Genomic DNA, 19,995 nt, shown 5'->3' with positions numbered 1-19,995 from the left:
GATTTTTTTCGCAATAACAGTATAATAGGGTTGTAAAAATTAGTCAACACTTGTATGGTTATCTTTCAAATGTTGGCCCGCACTTATTCCATTTTCATTAATTCGACAATAGAAAGGAAAGCATTCATGGAAGCATTTGGCAAAAAAGTGGTCCAGCTCCGCTTTGTGATCTTGGCTGTTGCCCTTTTGCTTTTGATTCCATCGATCATCGGATACAACAGCACGCGCATCAACTACGACGTACTGACCTACCTGCCCGATTCGATCGACACAATCAAAGGACAGAACATTCTCGAAAACAAATTCGGCACCGGCGGCTTTTCCCTCGTCATTTTTGAGGGCATGAGCGATCAAGACATCGCGAAGACCGAAGCGAAATTCAAACAGATCGACCACGTCAAATCTGTAATCTGGTACGACGATGTCGCCGATTTGACGATTCCGAAGGAAATGATCCCGAGCGACATCTACAAAGCCTTTAACAGCGGCGACGCGACGATGATGGCCGTCTTCTTCGATACTTCGACCTCGTCGGACGAAACAATGAACGCCATCACCAAAATGCGCAGGGTCGCGCGCAATCAATGCTACATCTCCGGCAGCTCCGCCATGGTCACCGACCTGAAGAACCTGGCAGAACAGGAAGAACCGATCTACGTCGGCATTGCTGTACTGCTCTCACTGATCACAATGATGATCTTCATGGATTCCTACATCGTGCCGCTGATCTTCCTCGCGAACATCGGCATCGCCATTATTTGGAACCTCGGCAGCAACATCTTCTTCGGCGAGATTTCGTTTATCACCCAATGTCTGGCGGCAGTGCTGCAGCTGGCCGTCACGATGGACTATTCGATTTTCCTCTGGCACAGCTATGAAGAGCAGATCTCACTGAACCCCAGTGATCCAAAGGCCGCGATGGCCAAGGCTATAGCCGCGACTATCACGTCGGTGACCGGCTCGTCGATCACCACGGTCGCTGGATTCATCGCGATGTGTTTCATGACTTTCCGCCTCGGTCTCGACCTGGGCATCGTCATGGCCAAGGGCGTCATCCTCGGCGTCATCTCCTGCGTCACGGTGCTGCCGGCACTGATTTTGATCTTTCGCAGGCTCATCGAAAAGACACGCCACCGCAACGTCCTGCCAGATATGCACACGCTGGCACACAAAATCATCGACCACCGTGCGGTGTTCATCATCATCTTCATCGTGCTGTGGTTCCCGGCCAGCTACGGCTACAACCATCTCCAGACCTATTATGATATGGGGGCGCGGCTGCCGAAAAACCTCGGCTATACCATGGCACGGGAAAAGATGGACAAGGAATTCAACACCGGTGCGACTCATATGATTCTCGCAAAAAAGAATCTTTCAACCCGGGACGCGCACGACATGATCGATGGCATTAAAGACGTCAAAGGCGTGAAGGCTGTACTCTCAATGGATTCCGTCGTTGGTGCGATGGTCCCGAAGGAAATGATCCCGGACAGCATCAAAAACCAGCTGCAGAGCGGAAAATACCAACTAATGATCATCACCAACAAATATCAGACCGGGACACCGGCGGTCAACCGGCAAATCTCCCAGATCAACAAGGTCGTGAAGCGTTACGACAAATCCGCGATGGTCATTGGCGAAGCGCCAATGACAAAAGATCTGGTCACGATCGCCAACCACGACTTCGACGTGGTCAACGCGGTGTCCATCGCGATGATCTTCGTCATCATCGCTCTGGTGCTGCAGTCGATCACGCTGCCGATCATCCTCGTTGCGGTTATCGAATTCGCGATCTTCATCAACTTGGGGATTCCATTCTACACCGGCACGAGCCTGTTCTTCATCGCCTCGATCTGTGTCTCGACGATTCAACTCGGCGCCACCGTCGACTACGCGATCCTGATGACGACACGTTATAAAACGGAACGCTACGGCGGCAAGAACAAGCACGACGCCATCGAAACGGCGCTGGCCTTCGCCATCCCGTCGGTCATCGTCTCGGCGGCCAGCTTCTTCGCGGCCACCTTCGGCGTCGCCCTGTACTCGAACATCGATATCATCTCGTCGATCTGTACGCTGCTCGCCCGTGGCGCCTTGATCTCGATGCTCTCGGTTATCTTCATCCTACCTTCGCTTTTGATGATTTTCGACGGCGTCATCATTAAAACGTCCAGAGGCTTCATCAACAAGGAAAAGGTCGGCCTCGGGATGCGCAAAGCAGATGACGGCCACGAAACTCAGGTGTTCTCCGAAATCGAAACCCTGCCGTCGCACCCCTTCGATCAGGACGTCACCAACCCAACCCCAACGGATCCAGAGCCAGACGATTCGTCCGGCGGTCCCCACGACCCCGACGACGACACGCGGATTTTTATCCCTGGCTCATCTAAATAATTAAACAGAAAGGACTACCATCATGCACACGATCAAAACGATGATGAAACAGCACAAGGTTGTACTCGTCGCCATCGTCCTGGCTGCTGCCATCGCTCTGACTGCCTTCGCCTCCGCCCAGACTGCGCGGGCAAAGTCGTCGAGCGCATCTACCGCCTCGAATAAGACGCTGACAGCCAAGGCTGAACTGGCTTCAGGCGCCAAGGCGCAGACCTCTAAAAAGGGCGACGCCATCAGCAAGGCCGAAACGGTTTACGTGAAAGCCGATGCGACGGGCACTCGCACCGCCACCTACGTCTCCGACTGGCTGCAAAACGCCGGCAACGAAACGGCGTTAACTGACGTGTCCAATCTTTCGAATATTCAAAACGTCAAGGGACACGAAAAATACACGAAGAACGGCAATACCTTGACTTGGAAAACCAAGGGCAAGGACATTTACTACCGCGGCGAAACCGACAAACCTTTGCCGGTCAATGTACAAATCAGCTACGAACTCAACGGCGAAAGCATTGCCCCGAAGGAATTGGCCGGTAAGAGCGGCGATGTCAAGATCACCTTCACCTACAACAACGAAAGCGAAACCGACGGCATTACTACCCCATTTACCTGCGCGACCGCGCTCGACCTGCCGACGTCCCGCTTTACGGACATCAAGGTAACCAACGGCGCAGTCCTCAGCGACGGCAACAACAATATCGTCGTCGGGGTCGGCTTCCCTGGCCTGAAACAGGATCTCGGGCTGGAAAACGTCGACCAGGTGAAGATTCCGGAATCCTTCACGGTTGAAGCGACGGTGAAGAACTTCAAGATGGGCAACACCCTGACCTCGATCTCGACGGATGTGCTCAACCGCGCCGGGCTCAAGGATATCAAGAGCTTCAAGGATTTGGACAACGCGATTAATCAGCTCGAAAACGCCAGCGGCAAGCTCGTCGCCGGCTCCCTCGCCGCACGAAATGGCTCCGCACAGCTTCAGACCGGCGCAGCGTCCCTCAACACCGGCATCGGCAGTCTGCAGAGCGGGTTGAACCAATACACCGCGGGCGTAGCTTCTGCGGCAGACGGCTCTGTCACCCTTAATAGCGGGATTAATGATCTCCGTAATCAGGTACCACAACTGACAAGCGTTATTTCTCAACTTTATAATAAAGGCAGTAAGCCATTAGCTGAAGCTTTCGGTAACCCTGATCCAAAGAATCCAAACGATAGTAGTAAATACGGCGAAATTCTAAAAGATTCCATCGCTTTATCCAGCAATATCAAATCATTCAGTGATGGTGTAAAGACATTGGCAGACAGCAATTCACAATTGATTGATCAAAATATTTCAAATTTACAGACAGTAGAATCTTCAATCAAGCAAACTCAAAGTTTGAAAGAAAATCTTGAAAAATTAAGAGCTGGAGAAAATGGTATTCTGCAAGCGAATCCAAATGATCAGGGCGCACAAGTTGCTGTTAATTCTTTAGATCAAATACTGGATCCAAAAAATGGTATGCCTTCATCTGATACGTTAAACACAAATTTAACCACAGTTCAATCTGGTCTCAAAACACTGCAGGCTCTCAAAGCAGATATGTCTTCAGATAATCCACAATCTGAATCTGCTCAAAAACTGAAAGCACTGGAAAATGGAGCAAACATTCTTCCAGGTAAAGCTCAAGAATTCCATAATAGCTTAGTTTCAGTCGCTATAGCTACAAATACAATCAATAAAGGTTTAGAACAACTCAATGCTAATAGCGGTAAGCTAACAGAAGGTAGCGAAAATCTTGCTAGGGGTTCCAAACAGCTCAGCGACGGGCTCAACACCCTCAAGGCCAACAACAACACGTTGAACTCGGGTGCGTCACAGCTCGCCAGCGGTTCCAACCAGCTCTACGCCGGCACGGTTTCGCTGACAAGCGGCCTCAACACCTTGTATTACGGCATGAATCAATTCAAGACCGTCGGCATCGACAAGATCGCCAGCGTCTACAACAACAACTTCAAGGATTTGGCCAACAAGCTCAACACCATCAAGAAAGCCTCAGCCGATTACAACAACTTCTCCGGCATCGCTTCCGGCATGGGCGGCTCGGTCAACTTCGTCATTGAAACAGACAGCATCTCCAAATAATCGAGATTTTCTCCTTTCTACACACAGTCTGGCACTCACGCCGGGCTGTGTTTTTTTGTAAAATCAAGCAATGAATGTTCTTTTATTGTCTAAAATTTATATTTCTTTTGCTTTGTAATTGTTTTATAATAAAAACAGTTTAATAAATGACAATTTCAGGTGCCCTTGACGATATGCCAAGGGAGAATAGGGAATCAGGTGCAAATCCTGAACGAACCCATCACTGTAAGCCGCGAACACCGCAACATGTCACTGTCGCCAACATATCGACGATGGGAAGGCGCGGGACCCGCTTTCGAGCGCGCGGCAAGTCAGGAGACCTGCCCGAAATACACCCGCTGATGGATGACGGTAAAGTCCGCGGCCGATTTATTCCTGTATTTCGGCTGTGGATTTTTTTATTGCCCAAAAGCCGAACGTAATGAAGATCAGCATTTTGAGAGAAAAGGAGAATTATGATGACCATACTCGAAGCGGCTCGCGCCGGCCAGATCACAGACGCGATGCGCATTTGTGCAGAACGAGAAGATGTCGACGCGGAATTCATCCGTCAGGGCATCGTCGACGGCAATATCGTCGTCCTCGACAGTTCACGGGACAACATCCGCCCCGTTGCCGTCGGCAAGGGCCTGAAGACCAAGGTTTCCGCCTCGGTCGGCATGTACGAAGAAAAAGACACCATCGACGGCGAAATGGAAAAGATTGCCGCCGCCGTTAAAGCCGGCACCGACACCATTATGGACTTATCGGTCCGCGGCCCCATTGAAGAAATGCGCGAAAAGGTGCTGTCTACCGCTGACCGCCCGGTCGGCACCCTGCCGATGTACGAAACGCTGGCGAAGGCCGCCGCTGAACACGGCACGGCCATGGACATGACCGAAGACGACATCTTCGACATGATCGAACACCAGGCGGCTCAGGGCGTCTCGTTCCTCGCGATGCACCCGGCCACCACGCTCGAAGTCATCCGCCACGCCAAAGAAGAACACCGCATCGATCCGCTCGTTTCTTACGGCGGCAGCCATTTGATCGGCTGGATGCTCTACCATAAAAAGGAAAACCCGATGTACACCCAGTTTGACCGAGTCATCGACATCTGTCACAAATACGACACGGTTTTGAGCTTCGCCGACGGCATGCGCCCAGGCTGTGTCGACGATTCCCTCGACGCGCCACAGGTTGAAGAACTGGTCTTAATCGGCACCCTCGCTCGCCGCGCCAGAGAAGCCGGCGTGCAGGTCATGGTCAAAGGACCGGGTCACGTCGCTCTCGACGAAATTCAAACCACCGTCCAGCTGGAAAAGAAACTCTGCCACGGCGCACCTTATTTCATTTTCGGGATGCTCCCGACCGACACCGGCGCCGGCATGGATCACATCACCTCAGCCATCGGCGGCGCAGTCGCCGCGTACTACGGCGCGGACTTCCTCTGCTACGTCACCCCGGCTGAACACATCGGCATGCCGTCTAAAGACGACGTGTATCAGGGCGTCATCGCCTCCCGCATCGCCGGCCACGCCGCCGACGTCGCCAAGGGCCTGCCTTCCGCCGTCGAATGGGATAAGGAAATGTCCGAGGCCCGGGTCAAGATGAACTTCCCAGCACAGTTCAAACTGGCCATCGATCCGGAAACCGCGGAAAGAATGTGGCGCGAACGCTCCGACGATTTCTCCAGCGAATGCACGATGTGCGGCAAATTCTGCGCCGCCCGCATCGTCGAAAAGGTATTGAACGGCCAGGAAGCGCCGACTAGAACAGAAGAGGTGATCAAATAATGACTACGCAAATGCTCGAAGCCCGTAAGGGTCATATTACAGAAGAAATGGAAATTGTGGCGAAAAAGGAAGGGGTCAGCCCGGAATATATCCGCGACCAAGTCGCGGTCAGCCACATCGTCATCCCGAAGAACATCCACCGCGACCGCAGCAACATCTGCGGCATCGGCGCCGGTCTGGACGTCAAGGTCAACTCCTTGATGGGGACCTCTTCTGACCGCAACGACAAGGAGATGGAAAAACGCAAGCTCCAATTAATCGAAGAAGCCGGCGCGGACGCCTTCATGGATCTGTCCACCGGCGACGACATCGACGGCATGCGCGCCCAGTCCATCGCCTCTTCCAACATCGCGGCCGGCTGCGTGCCGATCTATCAGGCCGCTGCGGATTCCATCGAAAAACACGGCTCCATCGTCGGCATGACTGCTAAGGAAATGCTCGACACCATCGAAAAACAATGCCAAGACGGCATGGACTTCATGGCCATCCACTCCGCGTACAATTTCTGGGTGCTCGACACCTTGAAAAAGAGCGGCCGCCTTACCAACGTCGTCTCCCGCGGCGGCTCCTTCTTGACCGCCTGGATGCACTACAACCAGAAGGACAACCCGCTGTACACGGAATTCGATAAAATTCTGGAAATCCTCAAATCGACGGACACCGTGCTCTCCATCGGCGATGCCATCCGCCCGGGCTGTAACTGGGATTCCCTCGACGCGCCGCAGGTCGCCGGCCTGATGGTCGCAGGAGATCTGGCCAAACGCGCCATTGAAGCAGGTGTTCAGGTCATGATCGAAGGGCCGGGCCACGTGCCGCTGAACCACATCGCGACCACAATGCAGCTGCAGAAACAGCTCTGCCACGGCGTGCCGTATTACATTTTAGGCTTCCTCGCCACCGACGTCGCCCCAGGCTACGACAACATCACCGGCGCCATCGGCGGCACCTTCGCCGGCATGTACGGCGCGGACTTCCTCTGCAACTTGACACCGGCTGAACACCTCGGCCTGCCGACCGAAGAAGACGTCGTCACTGGCGTGCGCACCGCCCGTCTCGCTGCGGACTGCGTCAACATGCTCCGCCGCGACAGCAAGAGCTACAAGCGCTCACTGAACATGGCGAAGGCCCGCGTCGCCGACGATCCACAGGCGCAAATCGACAACGCCCTCTTCCCGGACCTGGTAAAAGAACGAATGAGCACCGAACCGGCCCACGACCACTGCGCAGCCTGCAGCGAAGGTCTCTGCCCGGCGGACTACGCCTACCAGTATTTCTTCGGCGACTGATTTTAAACCTTTAAGGAGTACAACATGGCAAACCTCACCCTTGACACTGTTTTAAACGGCATTGAACCGGCTGACAAAGCCTGGGAAGAAAAGGCGAAAGCCCGCGTGGAAGCCCTCGCGGTGCCGCCCTGGTCTCTTGGCCGCCTGTCCCGCTTAGGCGTCCGCCTGGCGGGCATGCAGCGGACCGTTCACCCCGACGTGACCCGCAAAATGATCATCACCTGCGGCGCCGACGAAGGGGTCGCGGAAGAAGGTGTCTCGGCCTTTCCTCAGGAAGTCACGCAGGAAATGCTGCGCAACATCGCTTACGGCGGCGCGTCGATCAACGTGCTATCGAAGGCGGCCAGCGCTCAGGTGCGCCTGGTGGACTGCGGCGTCAAGGGTGATTTTCCGGAGCTGATCGAAAAGGGCGTCCTTGTCGATAAAAAGGTCGCCTACGGCTCACAGAACATGCGCAAGGGGCCGGCCATGACGAAGGCGCAGGCGGTCGCCTCCCTCGAAGCGGGCATCGACGTCGCCTCCGACGCCATCGAAAAGGACGGCATCCAGCTTCTCGGCACCGGCGACCTCGGCATCGGCAACACGACGCCGTCCGCCGCGATTCTCGCTGTCATCGGCCACCACTCAGTAGAAGACGCCACTGGTCGGGGGACAGGCCTCGACGACAAAGGACTGGCGAACAAAATTCAGGTGATCAAGGACGCGATCGCCCTGAATCAGCCGGACCCGACCGACGGCCTCGACGTGCTGGCCAAGGTCGGCGGCTTCGACATCGGCGGCATCGCCGGTACGATCCTCGGCGCCGCCTACCACCGCACGCCGATTTTAATCGACGGCTTCATCTCAACGGCCGGCGCCCTCATCGCCAAGACCCTGTGCCCGACTGCGGCCGACTACATGATCGCTGCCCACAAGTCTCAGGAGCCGGGCCACACGCTGATGTGGCAGACCCTCGGCCAAAAGCCGATCCTGGATCTGGACATGCGCCTCGGCGAAGGCACCGGCGCCGCCGTCGCGATGCACATCGTCGAATGCGCGGCCCGGACGATGAACGACATTCTGACCTTCGAAGAAGCGGCCGTCACCAACAAAAACTAACGCCATGAAATACGATCCCCACAAAAGTGGTGCTCAGTATCTCGAAGATCTGGCCACCTCATACTGGTACGCAAGTGCCCTATTCACAGCCCTGGACTCAGGGCTGTTTGATGTCTTACGGGAAAATAGCGAGCTGAGCGCCGAAGACGCCGCCGCAAAGCTCGGCTGGCAGCCTGGCCCGACCGAACGGTTCCTGCGCCTGCTCAAGGAAATGGGTCTCGTCGACGTGTACGAAGGCAATTGGTACCTCACCGGACTCACCGCCGACCACCTCGTCGACGGCGCGCCCCACGATCAGCGCGCGAACATCCGCTGGCGCCGGGATCTCCGCGCCGAATGGGACACCCTGCCCGACGTCCTCGTCGCCGGCACCCGCACACTGTTCCCATCAGACGACGTCTCCGAGGAAGCCATGCACGCGAGACGCGTCGAATACCTCAAGGCGATGGACGCGGTCATCGACGGCAAGATCGCCGAAATGCTGCCGATGTTTACCCGTGCGCTGCCCGAAAACGCGGCGGTGCTCGACGTGGGCTGCGGCAGTGGCAAATTCGCGCTGTCGGTGTTAAACGCCTGCCCCAGCGCGACGGCGGATTTAATGGACATTCGGCAGATGACACCCATCACCCGGGCCTTCGCCGACAAGTGGCCGGCTGAGGTCGCGGGCCGCGCCGAAACGGTCGCCCAGAACATTTTAGAGCGCCCGTGGCAGGTGAACCGGCAGTACGACCTGATCATTCTGTCCAACATCGTCCACGCCACGGCTGAAGCCGAATCCACCGCGGTCCTCGAGGAAGCGGCGGCGCACTTGGCGCCGAACGGCATCCTGCTCGTGCACGACTTCTTCACCGAACACGACCCGGTCAAGTCGCGCCTGTCCGACATCAACATGATGGTCAACACCTACAACGGGCGGGCTTACTCGGCGAAATGGACAGCCGACACGCTGAAGGCTGCCGGCTGCGCCACGACCGCCTTTGTGCCCCTGTCGACGGATACCGGCGTCCTCTTCGCCTGTCAAAAGACGGAACGGCTCAAGGATTTGGCCCTCGACCCGGCTGCCCAGCTGATTCCCAAAATCAAGACTCTCGGTTTTGCCGACGCCATTCCCTTTAAGGCTGACGACGTCGTCTTTTCGCCTTTTGCCCGGAACAAATGTGAGTACGGCTGCCGCTCCGCTTACGAAAAGACCTGTATTTCCAATCGGGATATGAGCTACGACGAAACTCAGGCGATGGTGGGCGATTACCACCGCGGGCTTTTACTGTGCTCAGAGCCGCCAACCGGCGATTTCCAGAGACGCTGTCTCGCGGCAGAGGCGGAAGCCTTTAAATCGGGCTTTTACAAGGCTTTTGTATTCTGGGCCGGGCCTTGCAGCATCTGCAAGACCTGCGACCCCGAAACGCCCTGCGCCAATCCGGCCCACCACCGGCCGTCGATGGAAGGGTGCGGCATCGACGTCTACGCAACGGTCAATCAAGTCGGCGAAGCCCTGCACCCGCTGCGGCGCCGTGGCGAGACCGTCAAATACTACGGTCTGCTGCTGCTCGATTAATTCATGCACCCCTAGAAAAGAGCGTTTATGAAATCTAAAATTTTACTGGTTCAGGCCATTTCCATGGAGGGCCTTGACATCGAACGGGTTTACCCCATCGGCATCGTCACCCTCGGCACGATCTTAAAGCGCAGCGGCCGCTACGACGTGACGATTTTCGACATGAACATGGCCGCCAACCCCTACGCGGAGCTGAAAACCAAAATCGCGGAAACCGAGCCGGACGTCATCGGCATTTCGCTGCGCAACCTCGACCCGCTGGGCAACCGCACCACGTCGCTGATCGTCCCCTTTACGATGACCGTCCGTTTCATTCACCAATTTGCGCCAGACACGCCGCTGATGGCCGGCGGCACCGCCTTCACGCTGTTCCCGGAACGGCTGATGCGCGATTTTCCGGAAATCACCTGTGGTGTTGTGGGCGAGGCGGAAAAGAACGCCGTGCCCCTCGTCGACGCGCTGACTTCAGGTGAGGCCCTGCCCGATTTGCCGGGCGTCATCCGTCGGGACGGCGAAGGCCTGCATTTCAACCCGCCGGACGGCAGCTTCGATATGGCCGACTACCGCACAATCGATCGGGATTTACTCTCGCCAGTGGATTATCTCAAGGTGAACAAATACGTGGAGAGCATCGGCGTTGAAACCAAGCGGGGCTGCTGTTTCCATTGCGGCTACTGCGAATACCCGAAAATCTCCGGCCGGTGCATGCGGCTGCGGGATCCTCTCGCCGTCGTCGACGAAATTGCGTATCTGAAAGAAAAATACGGCGTCACCCGCATCCATTTAACGGATTCCATCGTCAACGTGCCGCCGAATCACCTCGACACGATTTGCGAAGAACTCCTGCGCCGGGGGCTTAACATCCATTGGAGCGGCTTTTTCCGCGAGGATACCCTCACCCGTGAAAACGCAAAGCTCTACGCCGAATCGGGCTGTGAGTCTTTTTCTCTCTCGCCTGACGGCCTGTGCCAAAAGCATCTGGACATGCTGGACAAGCACCTCACCGTCGACCAGATTCTCGAGGCGGCCCGGGTCTTAGCGGATACCGGCGTCATCGCTGTCTACCACTTTCTCGTCAACGTCCCTGGTGAAACCCGGGAAACCGTCGAAGAAGCGAAAAAACTCATCGACGCCATTTACGGCATCCACGCTGGAACGAAGAGCCTCGGCACCATCGTGCTCAACCTGATTCGGATCATGCCCGGGACGAAAATCGAACGCCTTTCCCTCGAGGACGGCGTCATCACCCCGGACACCGACCTGCTCTACCCGGTCTACCACGATCCGCCGGCCATGCGCACCTCTCGCTACGAGCTGGAGGTGTACCACCAGACGCGCAATATCGCGATGTGGAACGGCTTCGACCTGCCGAAACCGATGAAATAAATCAAAAGATCAAGGAAAATCCAAGGAAAAAATCAATGAAAATCTTATTGCTCGAACACCCCAGAAAGCCCGCGGAAGACCGCCAGAACGACATCGCCAACACGACACTGGCCTCCTGCTTGACCTCCGGCTACCTCGCCGCCAATCTGCTCAAGGCCGGCCACTGCGTCGACCTCATCGAAGGGTACATGAAACATTTGTCCTACGACGCCATCGAAAAGGAAGTCGCCGCTTTCGGGCCTGATCTCCTGGCCGTTCATCTCGTCTACAACTGGGAGGACAACCACATGCTGTACACCTTCCTGACCCGGCTGAAAAAACAATACGGCATCAAACACCTCTCCGTCTACGGCTATTACCCGACTTTTGCTTACGAAGAAGTGCTCGATCGCTGCCCCGCCATCGATTCGGCAATGCTCGGTGAAAACGAACAGACGGTTGTCGATTTGGCCGATCATCTCGATCACTGGCAGGACGTCAAGGGCTTGGCCTTTCGGAGCGAAGACGGCGTCAAAGCTTCCTTTGGCACCCTGGTAAAGGACCTCGACACGCTGCCCTTCCCGATCCGCAAGGCAACGTCTTACCCGGGCGGCGAGGTCAACATCCTCGGCAGCCGCGGCTGCTACAATACCTGCACCTTCTGTTACATCAACCCGTTTTTCGGCGACAACACCGGCTGCCCGCGATGGCGCACCCGCACCCCGGAAAACATCCTCGCCGAAATCGACCAAGTCATCGCTCAGACCGACCACCGGTATTTTTACTTCGACGACCCCAATTTCTTCGGCCCCGGCAAAGCCGGGCGCGACCGGGTGTTAAAACTCGCTGAACTGCTCAAAACTCGGCCGATTACCTTCGGCATTGAAGCTCGGGCCAACGACATCGACGAAGCCACCACGGCGGCTTTGGTCGACGCCGGCATGACCGATATCCTCGTCGGCCTCGAAAGCGGCAGACAGGAAGTCCTCGACCGCCTCGACAAGCACACGACCGTCGCCCAGAACGAAGAGGCGCTGCGCATCCTACGGGCGAACGGCATCGAGCCCAACGTCGGCTTCATCATGTTCGAGCCCGATTCCTCCTTCGACGACCTGCGCACCAATTTCGATTTTCTGATGCGCAACGATCTGTTGAAACGGCTGGAAATTTCCGTCAACGTCCTCTACCATCACCAGATCATCCTCGCCGGCAGCGAAAGCTACAAGCAGCTTCAGCGCGAGGGGCGGCTGCACATTTCGGATCATTCCGTCTACGAGGCGACAACCGATTACCTGAACCCGGATATCGCGGCCTTCGCCCGGTTTATGCGCCAGCTGACCAACCACATCTTCGACTGGTCCGCCGGCACCTGGCAGGCGGCTGCTGACGGCGAACCCGAAGCCCGCGCCGCCTTCGACCGGGTGAACACCGTCCTCGTCGGCTGGTTCAAGGCCATTTTGGATCAGCCGGACAAGCTTCACGATTTTGACGCACTGGTGGCCGAAGCCAAGGCCGGCGTCGACCGCGCCATCACCGGCTAATCCAAAACCTTTACGCAAAAACCGCAGAGTTGTTACTATGCACAGCTCTGCGGTTTTTTACAAATGTTCTTCGCCCCAGTCTTTGAGTTCCAAAAGGATCGGAATCAGCGACACGGCCTTATCGGTCAGGATATATTCCACCCGCACCGGCATTTCGTTATACTGCTCCCGCTCGATTAAGCCGTCGGCCTCCATTTCGCGCAGCGACTGCGCCAGCATCGTGTTGGTGATGCCGACGATCGTTCGCCGCAGTTCTCCGTAGCGCATCGCTGCGTGACCATGCATCGCACAGAGGATCAATATTTTCCATTTTCCGCCAATAATACTGAGCACCTTGCGAACGCCGCAGCCCTCGCCGCCGACCGTCTCGCAGATCATCGCTTTTTTACTCACATCGTTCCTCACTTTCTTTACTTTTGCTTAACGCTCAGTTTTTTCTGAGCACCTCAATAAAAACTGCGTACTTGATCATTTTTTTATACTACGTATAATAGACTTATCAAAAGAAAAGCGCAACCTAAAGGAGGTTTAAATTATGACTACGCAATTTACAGAATCTAACTTTGAACAAGAAGTGCTCCAGAGCGACGTCCCAGTCGTCGTCGATTTCTACGCCGATTGGTGCGGCCCCTGCAAAATGATGAGCCCAGTGGTCGAAAAGCTCGCCGACACTTACGCGGACAAGGTCAAAATCGGAAAGCTCAACACCGATGAAGCCCAGTCGCTCGCTGCGAAATATGGTGTGATGAGTATTCCGAACATTGTCTTCTTCAAGAACGGCGAAGTGGTTGACCGCCAAGTCGGCGCCGTCCCGCAGTCTGTTCTGGAAGAAAAAATCAAAAATTTATAAGATGACCTGCTAATCCCCAAAAATAAATGGCCTCGGATACTGATGAATCATCAGTCCGAGGCTTTTTTTCTAATCCACGTCTTCTTCCAGATCGAAATAGGCGCCGGGCACTCCCAAAGGCGCGAGCACCTGCGCGAGTTTGTCAAGGGTGCTCATGATCGCGCTGGCGTGGGGGTTGGTCATATAGTCCCGCTTGTAGCAGCCCAAATTGGTCGTGCCGATTTTATTTCTGACGGTCCCGTCGTAGAAGGCCATCTCCTGGGTATAGCCGTCGAGAATCATCGTGCAGGACTCGTCGTAAAGGTCTTCGTAGCCGTACAAATCGGGGTTGCTGACGATTCCCTTAATCTGAGCCATCGTACCCTCGTCGAGAGCGATGTACCTGTAATCCTTCGGCCGGCCACCTTCTGGCTTGCCGTAGCCGACACGGCAGCCTTCGTCATCTTCGACAATTTCGACGCCGGAAATCGGCAAGCCCCAGGCGTCGCTCAGCCGATATTCAAACCAACGTATGGGCGCGTTTTCCATAGGTTCCTCCCTCTTGTCCTATTTTCATTCATCTTTTCTTTTATTATAACACCGACGGGTTAATGCTCTTAAAAAAATACATGACTTTGCGCATTTCTTACCGATTCTGGCTGACTTTGAATAATTTTATGATATAATCTAATCGAATATTAATATTACCTTAAGAAAGGAGCCCCTTCATTGGCCACTTCTCCAAAATCAAAGCAGCCGAAGCACAAGCTTTCGCTGCTCCCCAAACTGCTCATCGGTATTGGCGCCGGTATGATCATCGGCAGTTTCGGCAGCTGGTTTCACATCGCCCACACGCCGGGATACGTCGGATTAATCCGCGCGATCGCAACCTTCGTTTCGCTGTTCGGTGAATTCTTAAACTTCACCATTCCGCTGCTTATTCTGGCCTTTGTCGCCGTCGGCCTGGCCGAACTCGGCAAAAAGGCGAACAAGCTCTTCGGCATCACCCTGGCGCTGGCCTACGGGTCGACCATCATCGCCGGCTTTGCCGCGTATTTCCTCGGCAGCACCCTGCTGCCCCGCCTGATGCACGCCATCGGCAGCAAAGCGATTGAAGGCAAGAGTTTCGAGCCGATCTTCACCATCACGATGAAGCCGGTCTTCCCGATCATGACTTCCTTAGTCCTGGCCTTTGTCCTCGGTTTGTCCATGGCGAATCTCAAGACGCCGACGCTCATGAACGCGATGCAGGATCTCAAGCAGATCATCGTCCTCGTGCTGGAAAAGGTCATCATCCCGCTGATTCCGTTCTACATCGCAGGCACCTTCGCCAAAATCGCGGCGTCCGGCGAATTGATCCCGACGATTACGATTTTCGCGAAATTGTACCTCTGCATCCTCTGTCTCCAGTGGGTCTACATTTTGTTCCAGTTCACGGTGGCCAGCGGCTGGCGCAAGGAAAACCGCTGGAAGGATCTCAAAAACATCCTGCCCGCTTATTTCACCGCGCTGGGGACCCAGTCTTCGGCCGCGACGATTCCGGTGTCCCTTCAGTCCGCTGAAAACAACGGCATCGCCCCAGACGTCCGCAATTTCGTTGTGCCGCTCTGCGCCACGATTCACTTGGCCGGCGACACGATCTGTCTGACGCTGGGGTCCATGGGCATCATGATGGCCTGCGGCCTTCACCCGACTTTGAACCTGTACGTACCGTTCATCTTCATGCTCGGGATTACGATGGTCGCCGCACCTGGCGTGCCTGGCGGCGGCGTCATGGCGGCCCTCGGTATCATCAAATCGATGCTCGGGTTTAACGCGTCGATGTGCGAACTCATCATCGCCCTGCACCTGTCTCAGGACAGCTTCGGCACAGCCTGCAACATCACTGGCGACCAGGCGGTCGCAGCCATCGTCGATTACATCGACAACAAAGACCGTCACAACGATCCGAGAATTCCTGCAGAATCCACGGATTCGGCCGATTCTGTCACAGCTGAATAACACAACAAAAATAATCCTCAGAGCCCAAATGACTCTGAGGATTATTTTGTTTATCGGCTTTTTCCGCTAAAGAACTAAGACTGTCGGGACGCCATGTTGGCGGCGTTGAAAATCTTGACCTGATAAACCGTGCTGCCTATGGTGATGGTGTCATCGTCAAAGAGCTGAAAACTGCGGTTGAGAGGCAGGGTTTCACCGTCCAGCTGTGTGCTGCCTTCGAAGGCCTCGATGACGATTCGGGCGCCGGCGGTTTTAAACGCGCATTGCCTCGGCGCGACACCGGGATCATTGATCACGGTGTCGCAGGTGGGATCGCTGCCCACCGTGTGTGGGAAACGGACGATCCAGAGGCGGTTTGGGCCGATGAGCATGAGACCGGGGACGTAAGCCGTCGGCCGGCCGGACTGACTGGCCGGACGTGTTCCGCCCGCCGGCTGCTGATGCGGCATTGGGCGGACGCGCTGGACCGGCGCCCCTTCGCCCTTCACCAATGCCCAAAGGGTGGTGCCGGGCTTTGCCGACGCCCGCGCGGCAATCGTGAAGATGATGACCCCCACCGAGCCGACAAGCATCAGCCAGGCCCCTGGGCCGATTTTAAACATGCTTTTCAATAGGCTGTCGACTGTGGAACCGTAGCTCGAACTTAACCCGTAGGTGTAGCTGGACGTGCTGTTAAGCTCCTGCTGAATCGCCGAGTGAACGGCCGCGAGCAGCGCCGCGCGGAGCACGATCAGAATCAGCGCGCTGACAGCGCAGACGGCCAGCGCCACGATCGACCAGGTCACAAACCGATCCTCATTGTCCGCCGCAAAGCGGAGAATCACCGCGACGAGGATCATCGCGAGCATCGCGTACCATGTCCAGGTGTAAACCTGAAAAACCTGCAGCACTTCGGTGAGGTCGCTGTCCGAACTCGACGCCACGCTCTGCATCATCTGATTGATGCTGCTCGACATATCTGAAATCTTAAAGGGCCAGACCGCAGCCGAATGGCTGAAGGAAATGCCCAGCACCGGCACCTGAATCGTAAACCAGGGCAGGAAAAGAAAAATAACGAGCAGCACGGCGAGACAGGATAAGTAAAAAATCGTGCGCTTGGTCCATAGCTTTTGGTTGTTCATCGTTGTTCTCCCTAAAGGCTGAATGCGCTCACTGAACGTGGCGTGGGGCTGAAGCGGACGGCTGTCGGTGCACAGCCGCAATTGAAGTCAAATGTGAACTGATTTCATTATTTGTATTATATCATATTTAGACGCCGGGATGGCCCCTTCCCGCGCAATTCTCTCGACTTTTCTCGACAATTTTTTACAAAAAAAGAGCGGCCGAAACCGCTCGTTAATTTTTGTGGTCTTAGTCTTCCAGCATCGCTCTGCCGAATTGGTCGGCCGCGAGAATGGCGTTGAGTGCCTTTTCCGGTGTGACTTCAACCGGCAGATTGTGCAGGGTATCGTCTTCGGCGCAGGCCGCTTCCGCCACTGGCATCAGATGTTCACGGCTCAAATCCGTGATACCCAGCTCGCCGAGGGTGACCGGCAACCCGATGTCGACCATCCATCCTAAGATGTCCGCCAAATCGTCTTCTGGGATATTTTCGAGTACCAGCTGAGTCAGGGTGCCGAAGTTGACCTTTTCACCGTGCTGCATCGCGTGGCATTCCGGCAATACCGTCAACCCGTTGTGAATGGCGTGAGCGCCGGCCAGACCGCCGGATTCAAATCCGATGCCGGACAGCAGCGTGTTCGCTTCGATCACCTTTTCGACCGCTTCCGTGCAGGCACCGCCGGACAGGGCGATCTTCGCCTTGAGTCCTTCCGCTCTCAGCGTGTCGTAACACAGGTGGGCGATGCCGAGGGCCGCTTCGCTGACCTTGCCGGACGCGCAGGTGATGGCGCCGGACTGGTAGCAGGCTCGAGCTTCAAAATACGTCGCCATCGCGTCGCCCATTCCGGAAATGGTGAAGCGCAGCGGACTCTTCGCGATGATGTCCGTGTCCATCAATACCACATTGGGATTGGCTGGCAGGAACAGATAGCTTTCGAACACGCCGTCTTCGGTGTAGATGACAGACAGGGCCGAGCACGGCGCATCGGTGGACGCGATCGTCGGCGCGATGATCACCGGCGTCCCGGCTTCGTAGGCGACCGCCTTCGCGGTGTCGAAAATCTTCCCGCCGCCGACGCCGATCACCACATCCGCGGATTCGTCTTTGACGATTTTAACCAGCCGTTCGATTTCGCTCCGGCAGCATTCGCCGTTGAAATGTTCGAACACCAATGCGGCGCCAGCCGCCTTAAAGCTGGCTTCAATCTGAGCGCCCTGGCGTTTGACGCCGCCCTCGGAAATCAAAATCAGTGCCTTATCGCCCAGCTTCTTCGCGTAATCCCCCAAATCGTTCATTGCGCCAGGACCCTGGACGTACTTCGACGGTGAAATAAAAATCTTATTCATTTGCTATACCCCTTCTTGGCAAATGGATTGCCGAATGATTAACAAAATTATACGTGGGAATGTTTAGATTTATCTTTATTTTTCCTGAAAACGATGCAATTCCGCGTTAATTTTTCGTAAAAAAATCTCCCGGATCACCACCTCCGGGAGATAAATTAGCGATGCGCTTTATTTTTTCATGTTTTTCTGGCCGTAATCGTCGCGGAAGCGGACCATCATCCGTTCCATTTCGTCTTCATCGAGAATCACCGGCTTGCCGATCGCGCGGGCCAGTACGTAAACCTTGGCGCACTGCTCAATTTGGTCGGCAATGTTGAAGGCGCCGGCGATGGTCTTGGCCCCGGCGACCATGCCGTGGTTGGCCATCAGCGCGGCCTGGCGGTCCTTCATCGCTTCAAAGGTCGCTTTGGCGAGCTCCGGCGTGCCGTAAGACGCGTATTCGCCGCAGCGGATTTCCGGCCCGGCAAAGGCGATCAGGTAATTGGATGCCGGCAGGGGTTCTCTCAGCGTGGCGATGACCGTGCAGTAGGTGGAGTGGGTGTGGACGATCGCGTCCAAATCGTCGCGGTCCGTGTAAAAGATCCGGTGCAGCGCGTGTTCGCTCGAGGGCTTGCGCTTGCCGTCGACGACGTTGCCGTCCAAATCCATGACGACCACATCCTCCGGCTGGGTTTCAAAATAATCCATCCCCGACGGGCTCATCGCGTAGAGCCCCTTTTCGCGGTTCAGGATGCTGATGTTGCCGCCGGTGCCGGTGGTCAGCCCCGCGGTGATAAGCTTTTTGCAGTAATTGACAACATCGATGCGTTCTTGTTCAAGCAGCATAGGTTTCCTTTCATTCCTCCATCAGCCCGCGGGCTTTCAGAATCTCGGCCACGGCCTCGACCGCCTCGAACACCATCCCGTCGCAGTGCACCTTTTTCGGCGTACCGGTCTTGGCGTTGGCGGCTAACAAATGCGCGCAGTCGATGACACCGTCGTGTCCGGCCTTCATCCGGCGCAGAAAGGCGTGGGCGTCGTCGGCTTCCCCCGCGCCGCTGATACCCAAAGCCATCAGTCCGCCGGTCACGGCGCCGCAGGTCAGCCCTGAGCGCATCCCGCTGCCGAAATGGGCGGCAAGGGCGTAAGCCTGTTCGGCCGAAAGTCCTGCCCGTTCGGCGAACGGGATCAGCACCGCCTGAGCGCAGTTGTAATGCACGTTCGGGTCGGCCCTAAGTGCCTTTGCGCGTTCTAATACTGTTTGCATATGATTGCTCCTTCCCTTTGCGTATAATCGTTAGTGATAGGTTTATTATAGCACAGCGGACGGGTATCGTGAGATGACTCCTTTAGAATTGCAAATTGAGGTGCGGCGCGTCAGCGCCTGAAATGCCGCGAAGCGGCATGACCGTATCTTCTCTCTTCTCATCTTCTATCCTCTTCTCTCTTCTCATCTCCTCTCCTATACGAATTTCTCGACCGATAAATTGATTTTTTCGACCGATTATTTCCTAAAACACATTTTTCACTGCAATTATCGCGGCAATAAAACCTGCTAACAAAAGTCAAGCGTAAAATAAAAATAATTAGATGCTGATTTCC

Annotated in this window: 16 protein-coding genes and 1 riboswitch; of the genes, 10 read left to right on the top strand and 6 right to left on the bottom strand. The window is 55.6% G+C overall.

Going from position 1 to position 19,995, the window contains the following annotated elements; genetic code table 11:
* The first annotated feature begins 126 nt into the window (after positions 1-126).
* The 8 genes from QZX60_RS08020 to QZX60_RS07985 all read left to right on the top strand — a co-directional run bounded on the left by QZX60_RS08020 (position 127) and on the right by QZX60_RS07985 (position 13,136).
* Positions 127-2,394 carry an RND family transporter gene (locus QZX60_RS08020; protein WP_295363457.1) on the top strand — a complete coding sequence of 756 codons (2,268 nt, stop codon included), beginning with the start codon at positions 127-129 and terminating at the stop codon, positions 2,392-2,394.
* 22 nt (positions 2,395-2,416) lie between these two features.
* Positions 2,417-4,516, top strand: a complete 2,100-nt coding sequence (locus QZX60_RS08015; protein WP_295363455.1) for a hypothetical protein — start codon at positions 2,417-2,419, stop codon at positions 4,514-4,516.
* Positions 4,517-4,656: 140 nt separating this feature from the next.
* A riboswitch (cobalamin riboswitch) is annotated at positions 4,657-4,859 on the top strand.
* A 115-nt stretch (positions 4,860-4,974) separates the two neighbouring features.
* Entirely contained in the window at positions 4,975-6,291 is a 1,317-nt protein-coding gene (thiC, locus tag QZX60_RS08010) for a phosphomethylpyrimidine synthase ThiC (RefSeq protein WP_295363452.1), read from the top strand.
* Complete coding sequence (gene bzaB, locus QZX60_RS08005) at positions 6,291-7,577, top strand: B12 lower ligand biosynthesis ThiC-like protein BzaB (protein WP_295363449.1); 1,287 nt, start codon at positions 6,291-6,293, stop codon at positions 7,575-7,577. The genes thiC and bzaB overlap by 1 nt, the downstream gene beginning before the upstream one ends.
* Before the next feature lie 24 nt (positions 7,578-7,601).
* Positions 7,602-8,675, top strand: coding sequence for a nicotinate-nucleotide--dimethylbenzimidazole phosphoribosyltransferase (gene cobT / locus QZX60_RS08000; protein WP_295363446.1), 1,074 nt, complete (start codon positions 7,602-7,604; stop codon positions 8,673-8,675).
* 4 nt (positions 8,676-8,679) lie between these two features.
* A complete protein-coding gene (locus QZX60_RS07995; protein ID WP_295363443.1) occupies positions 8,680-10,230 on the top strand; it encodes a DUF2284 domain-containing protein in 1,551 nt (516 codons plus the stop codon).
* A 27-nt stretch (positions 10,231-10,257) separates the two neighbouring features.
* Positions 10,258-11,616 carry a B12 lower ligand biosynthesis radical SAM protein BzaD gene (gene bzaD / locus QZX60_RS07990; protein WP_295363440.1) on the top strand — a complete coding sequence of 453 codons (1,359 nt, stop codon included), beginning with the start codon at positions 10,258-10,260 and terminating at the stop codon, positions 11,614-11,616.
* A gap of 35 nt (positions 11,617-11,651) precedes the next feature.
* Entirely contained in the window at positions 11,652-13,136 is a 1,485-nt protein-coding gene (locus tag QZX60_RS07985; RefSeq protein ID WP_295363437.1) for a B12-binding domain-containing radical SAM protein, read from the top strand.
* 57 nt (positions 13,137-13,193) lie between these two features.
* On the opposite strand, the gene QZX60_RS07980 is transcribed toward QZX60_RS07985, so the two are convergent.
* Positions 13,194-13,529 (bottom strand): helix-turn-helix domain-containing protein, encoded by a 336-nt coding sequence (locus QZX60_RS07980; RefSeq protein ID WP_363174793.1) that lies wholly within the window; start codon positions 13,527-13,529, stop codon positions 13,194-13,196.
* Positions 13,530-13,671: 142 nt separating this feature from the next.
* Here QZX60_RS07980 and trxA point away from each other — a divergent pair, with 142 nt between their 5' ends.
* Positions 13,672-13,986 carry a thioredoxin gene (trxA, locus tag QZX60_RS07975; protein ID WP_295363434.1) on the top strand — a complete coding sequence of 105 codons (315 nt, stop codon included), beginning with the start codon at positions 13,672-13,674 and terminating at the stop codon, positions 13,984-13,986.
* 69 nt (positions 13,987-14,055) lie between these two features.
* Here the strand turns inward: trxA and QZX60_RS07970 are convergent, their stop codons facing one another.
* Positions 14,056-14,514, bottom strand: coding sequence for a hypothetical protein (locus QZX60_RS07970; RefSeq protein WP_295363431.1), 459 nt, complete (start codon positions 14,512-14,514; stop codon positions 14,056-14,058).
* Positions 14,515-14,694: 180 nt separating this feature from the next.
* Here QZX60_RS07970 and QZX60_RS07965 point away from each other — a divergent pair, with 180 nt between their 5' ends.
* Positions 14,695-15,966, top strand: a complete 1,272-nt coding sequence (locus tag QZX60_RS07965) for a dicarboxylate/amino acid:cation symporter (RefSeq protein WP_295363428.1) — start codon at positions 14,695-14,697, stop codon at positions 15,964-15,966.
* Positions 15,967-16,040: 74 nt separating this feature from the next.
* On the opposite strand, the gene QZX60_RS07960 is transcribed toward QZX60_RS07965, so the two are convergent.
* The 4 genes from QZX60_RS07960 to QZX60_RS07945 form a co-directional block, all read right to left on the bottom strand.
* Positions 16,041-17,087 carry an FHA domain-containing protein gene (locus tag QZX60_RS07960; RefSeq protein ID WP_295363425.1) on the bottom strand — a complete coding sequence of 349 codons (1,047 nt, stop codon included), beginning with the start codon at positions 17,085-17,087 and terminating at the stop codon, positions 16,041-16,043.
* A 229-nt stretch (positions 17,088-17,316) separates the two neighbouring features.
* Positions 17,317-18,414, bottom strand: coding sequence for a glycerol dehydrogenase (locus QZX60_RS07955; RefSeq protein WP_295363422.1), 1,098 nt, complete (start codon positions 18,412-18,414; stop codon positions 17,317-17,319).
* A 168-nt stretch (positions 18,415-18,582) separates the two neighbouring features.
* Positions 18,583-19,239, bottom strand: coding sequence for an L-fuculose-phosphate aldolase (locus QZX60_RS07950; protein WP_295363419.1), 657 nt, complete (start codon positions 19,237-19,239; stop codon positions 18,583-18,585).
* A gap of 10 nt (positions 19,240-19,249) precedes the next feature.
* A complete protein-coding gene (locus QZX60_RS07945; RefSeq protein WP_295363416.1) occupies positions 19,250-19,660 on the bottom strand; it encodes a C-GCAxxG-C-C family protein in 411 nt (136 codons plus the stop codon).
* Between the last annotated feature and the right edge of the window lie 335 nt (positions 19,661-19,995).

The sequence above is a fragment of the uncultured Pseudoramibacter sp. genome (assembly GCF_903789625.1).
Classification (GTDB): Bacteria; Bacillota; Clostridia; order Eubacteriales; family Eubacteriaceae; genus Pseudoramibacter; species Pseudoramibacter fermentans.
Note: the sequence above shows the minus strand (reverse complement) of the source record. Positions and strands in the feature narration are given on the sequence as shown.

Bases quoted from the DNA above. Each gene is read 5' to 3' on its own strand.
- QZX60_RS08020 (WP_295363457.1), top strand. From the start codon at position 127: ATGGAAGCATTTGGCAAAAAAGTGGTCCAGCTCCGCTTTGTGATCTTG.
- QZX60_RS07955 (WP_295363422.1), bottom strand. From the start codon at position 18,414: ATGAATAAGATTTTTATTTCACCGTCGAAGTACGTCCAGGGTCCTGGC.
- QZX60_RS07945 (WP_295363416.1), bottom strand. From the start codon at position 19,660: ATGCAAACAGTATTAGAACGCGCAAAGGCACTTAGGGCCGACCCGAAC.
- QZX60_RS07960 (WP_295363425.1), bottom strand. From the start codon at position 17,087: ATGAACAACCAAAAGCTATGGACCAAGCGCACGATTTTTTACTTATCC.
- QZX60_RS07995 (WP_295363443.1), top strand. From the start codon at position 8,680: ATGAAATACGATCCCCACAAAAGTGGTGCTCAGTATCTCGAAGATCTG.
- bzaD (WP_295363440.1), top strand. From the start codon at position 10,258: ATGAAATCTAAAATTTTACTGGTTCAGGCCATTTCCATGGAGGGCCTT.
- bzaB (WP_295363449.1), top strand. From the start codon at position 6,291: ATGACTACGCAAATGCTCGAAGCCCGTAAGGGTCATATTACAGAAGAA.
- QZX60_RS07985 (WP_295363437.1), top strand. From the start codon at position 11,652: ATGAAAATCTTATTGCTCGAACACCCCAGAAAGCCCGCGGAAGACCGC.
- QZX60_RS07950 (WP_295363419.1), bottom strand. From the start codon at position 19,239: ATGCTGCTTGAACAAGAACGCATCGATGTTGTCAATTACTGCAAAAAG.
- QZX60_RS07970 (WP_295363431.1), bottom strand. From the start codon at position 14,514: ATGGAAAACGCGCCCATACGTTGGTTTGAATATCGGCTGAGCGACGCC.
- cobT (WP_295363446.1), top strand. From the start codon at position 7,602: ATGGCAAACCTCACCCTTGACACTGTTTTAAACGGCATTGAACCGGCT.
- thiC (WP_295363452.1), top strand. From the start codon at position 4,975: ATGACCATACTCGAAGCGGCTCGCGCCGGCCAGATCACAGACGCGATG.
- QZX60_RS08015 (WP_295363455.1), top strand. From the start codon at position 2,417: ATGCACACGATCAAAACGATGATGAAACAGCACAAGGTTGTACTCGTC.
- trxA (WP_295363434.1), top strand. From the start codon at position 13,672: ATGACTACGCAATTTACAGAATCTAACTTTGAACAAGAAGTGCTCCAG.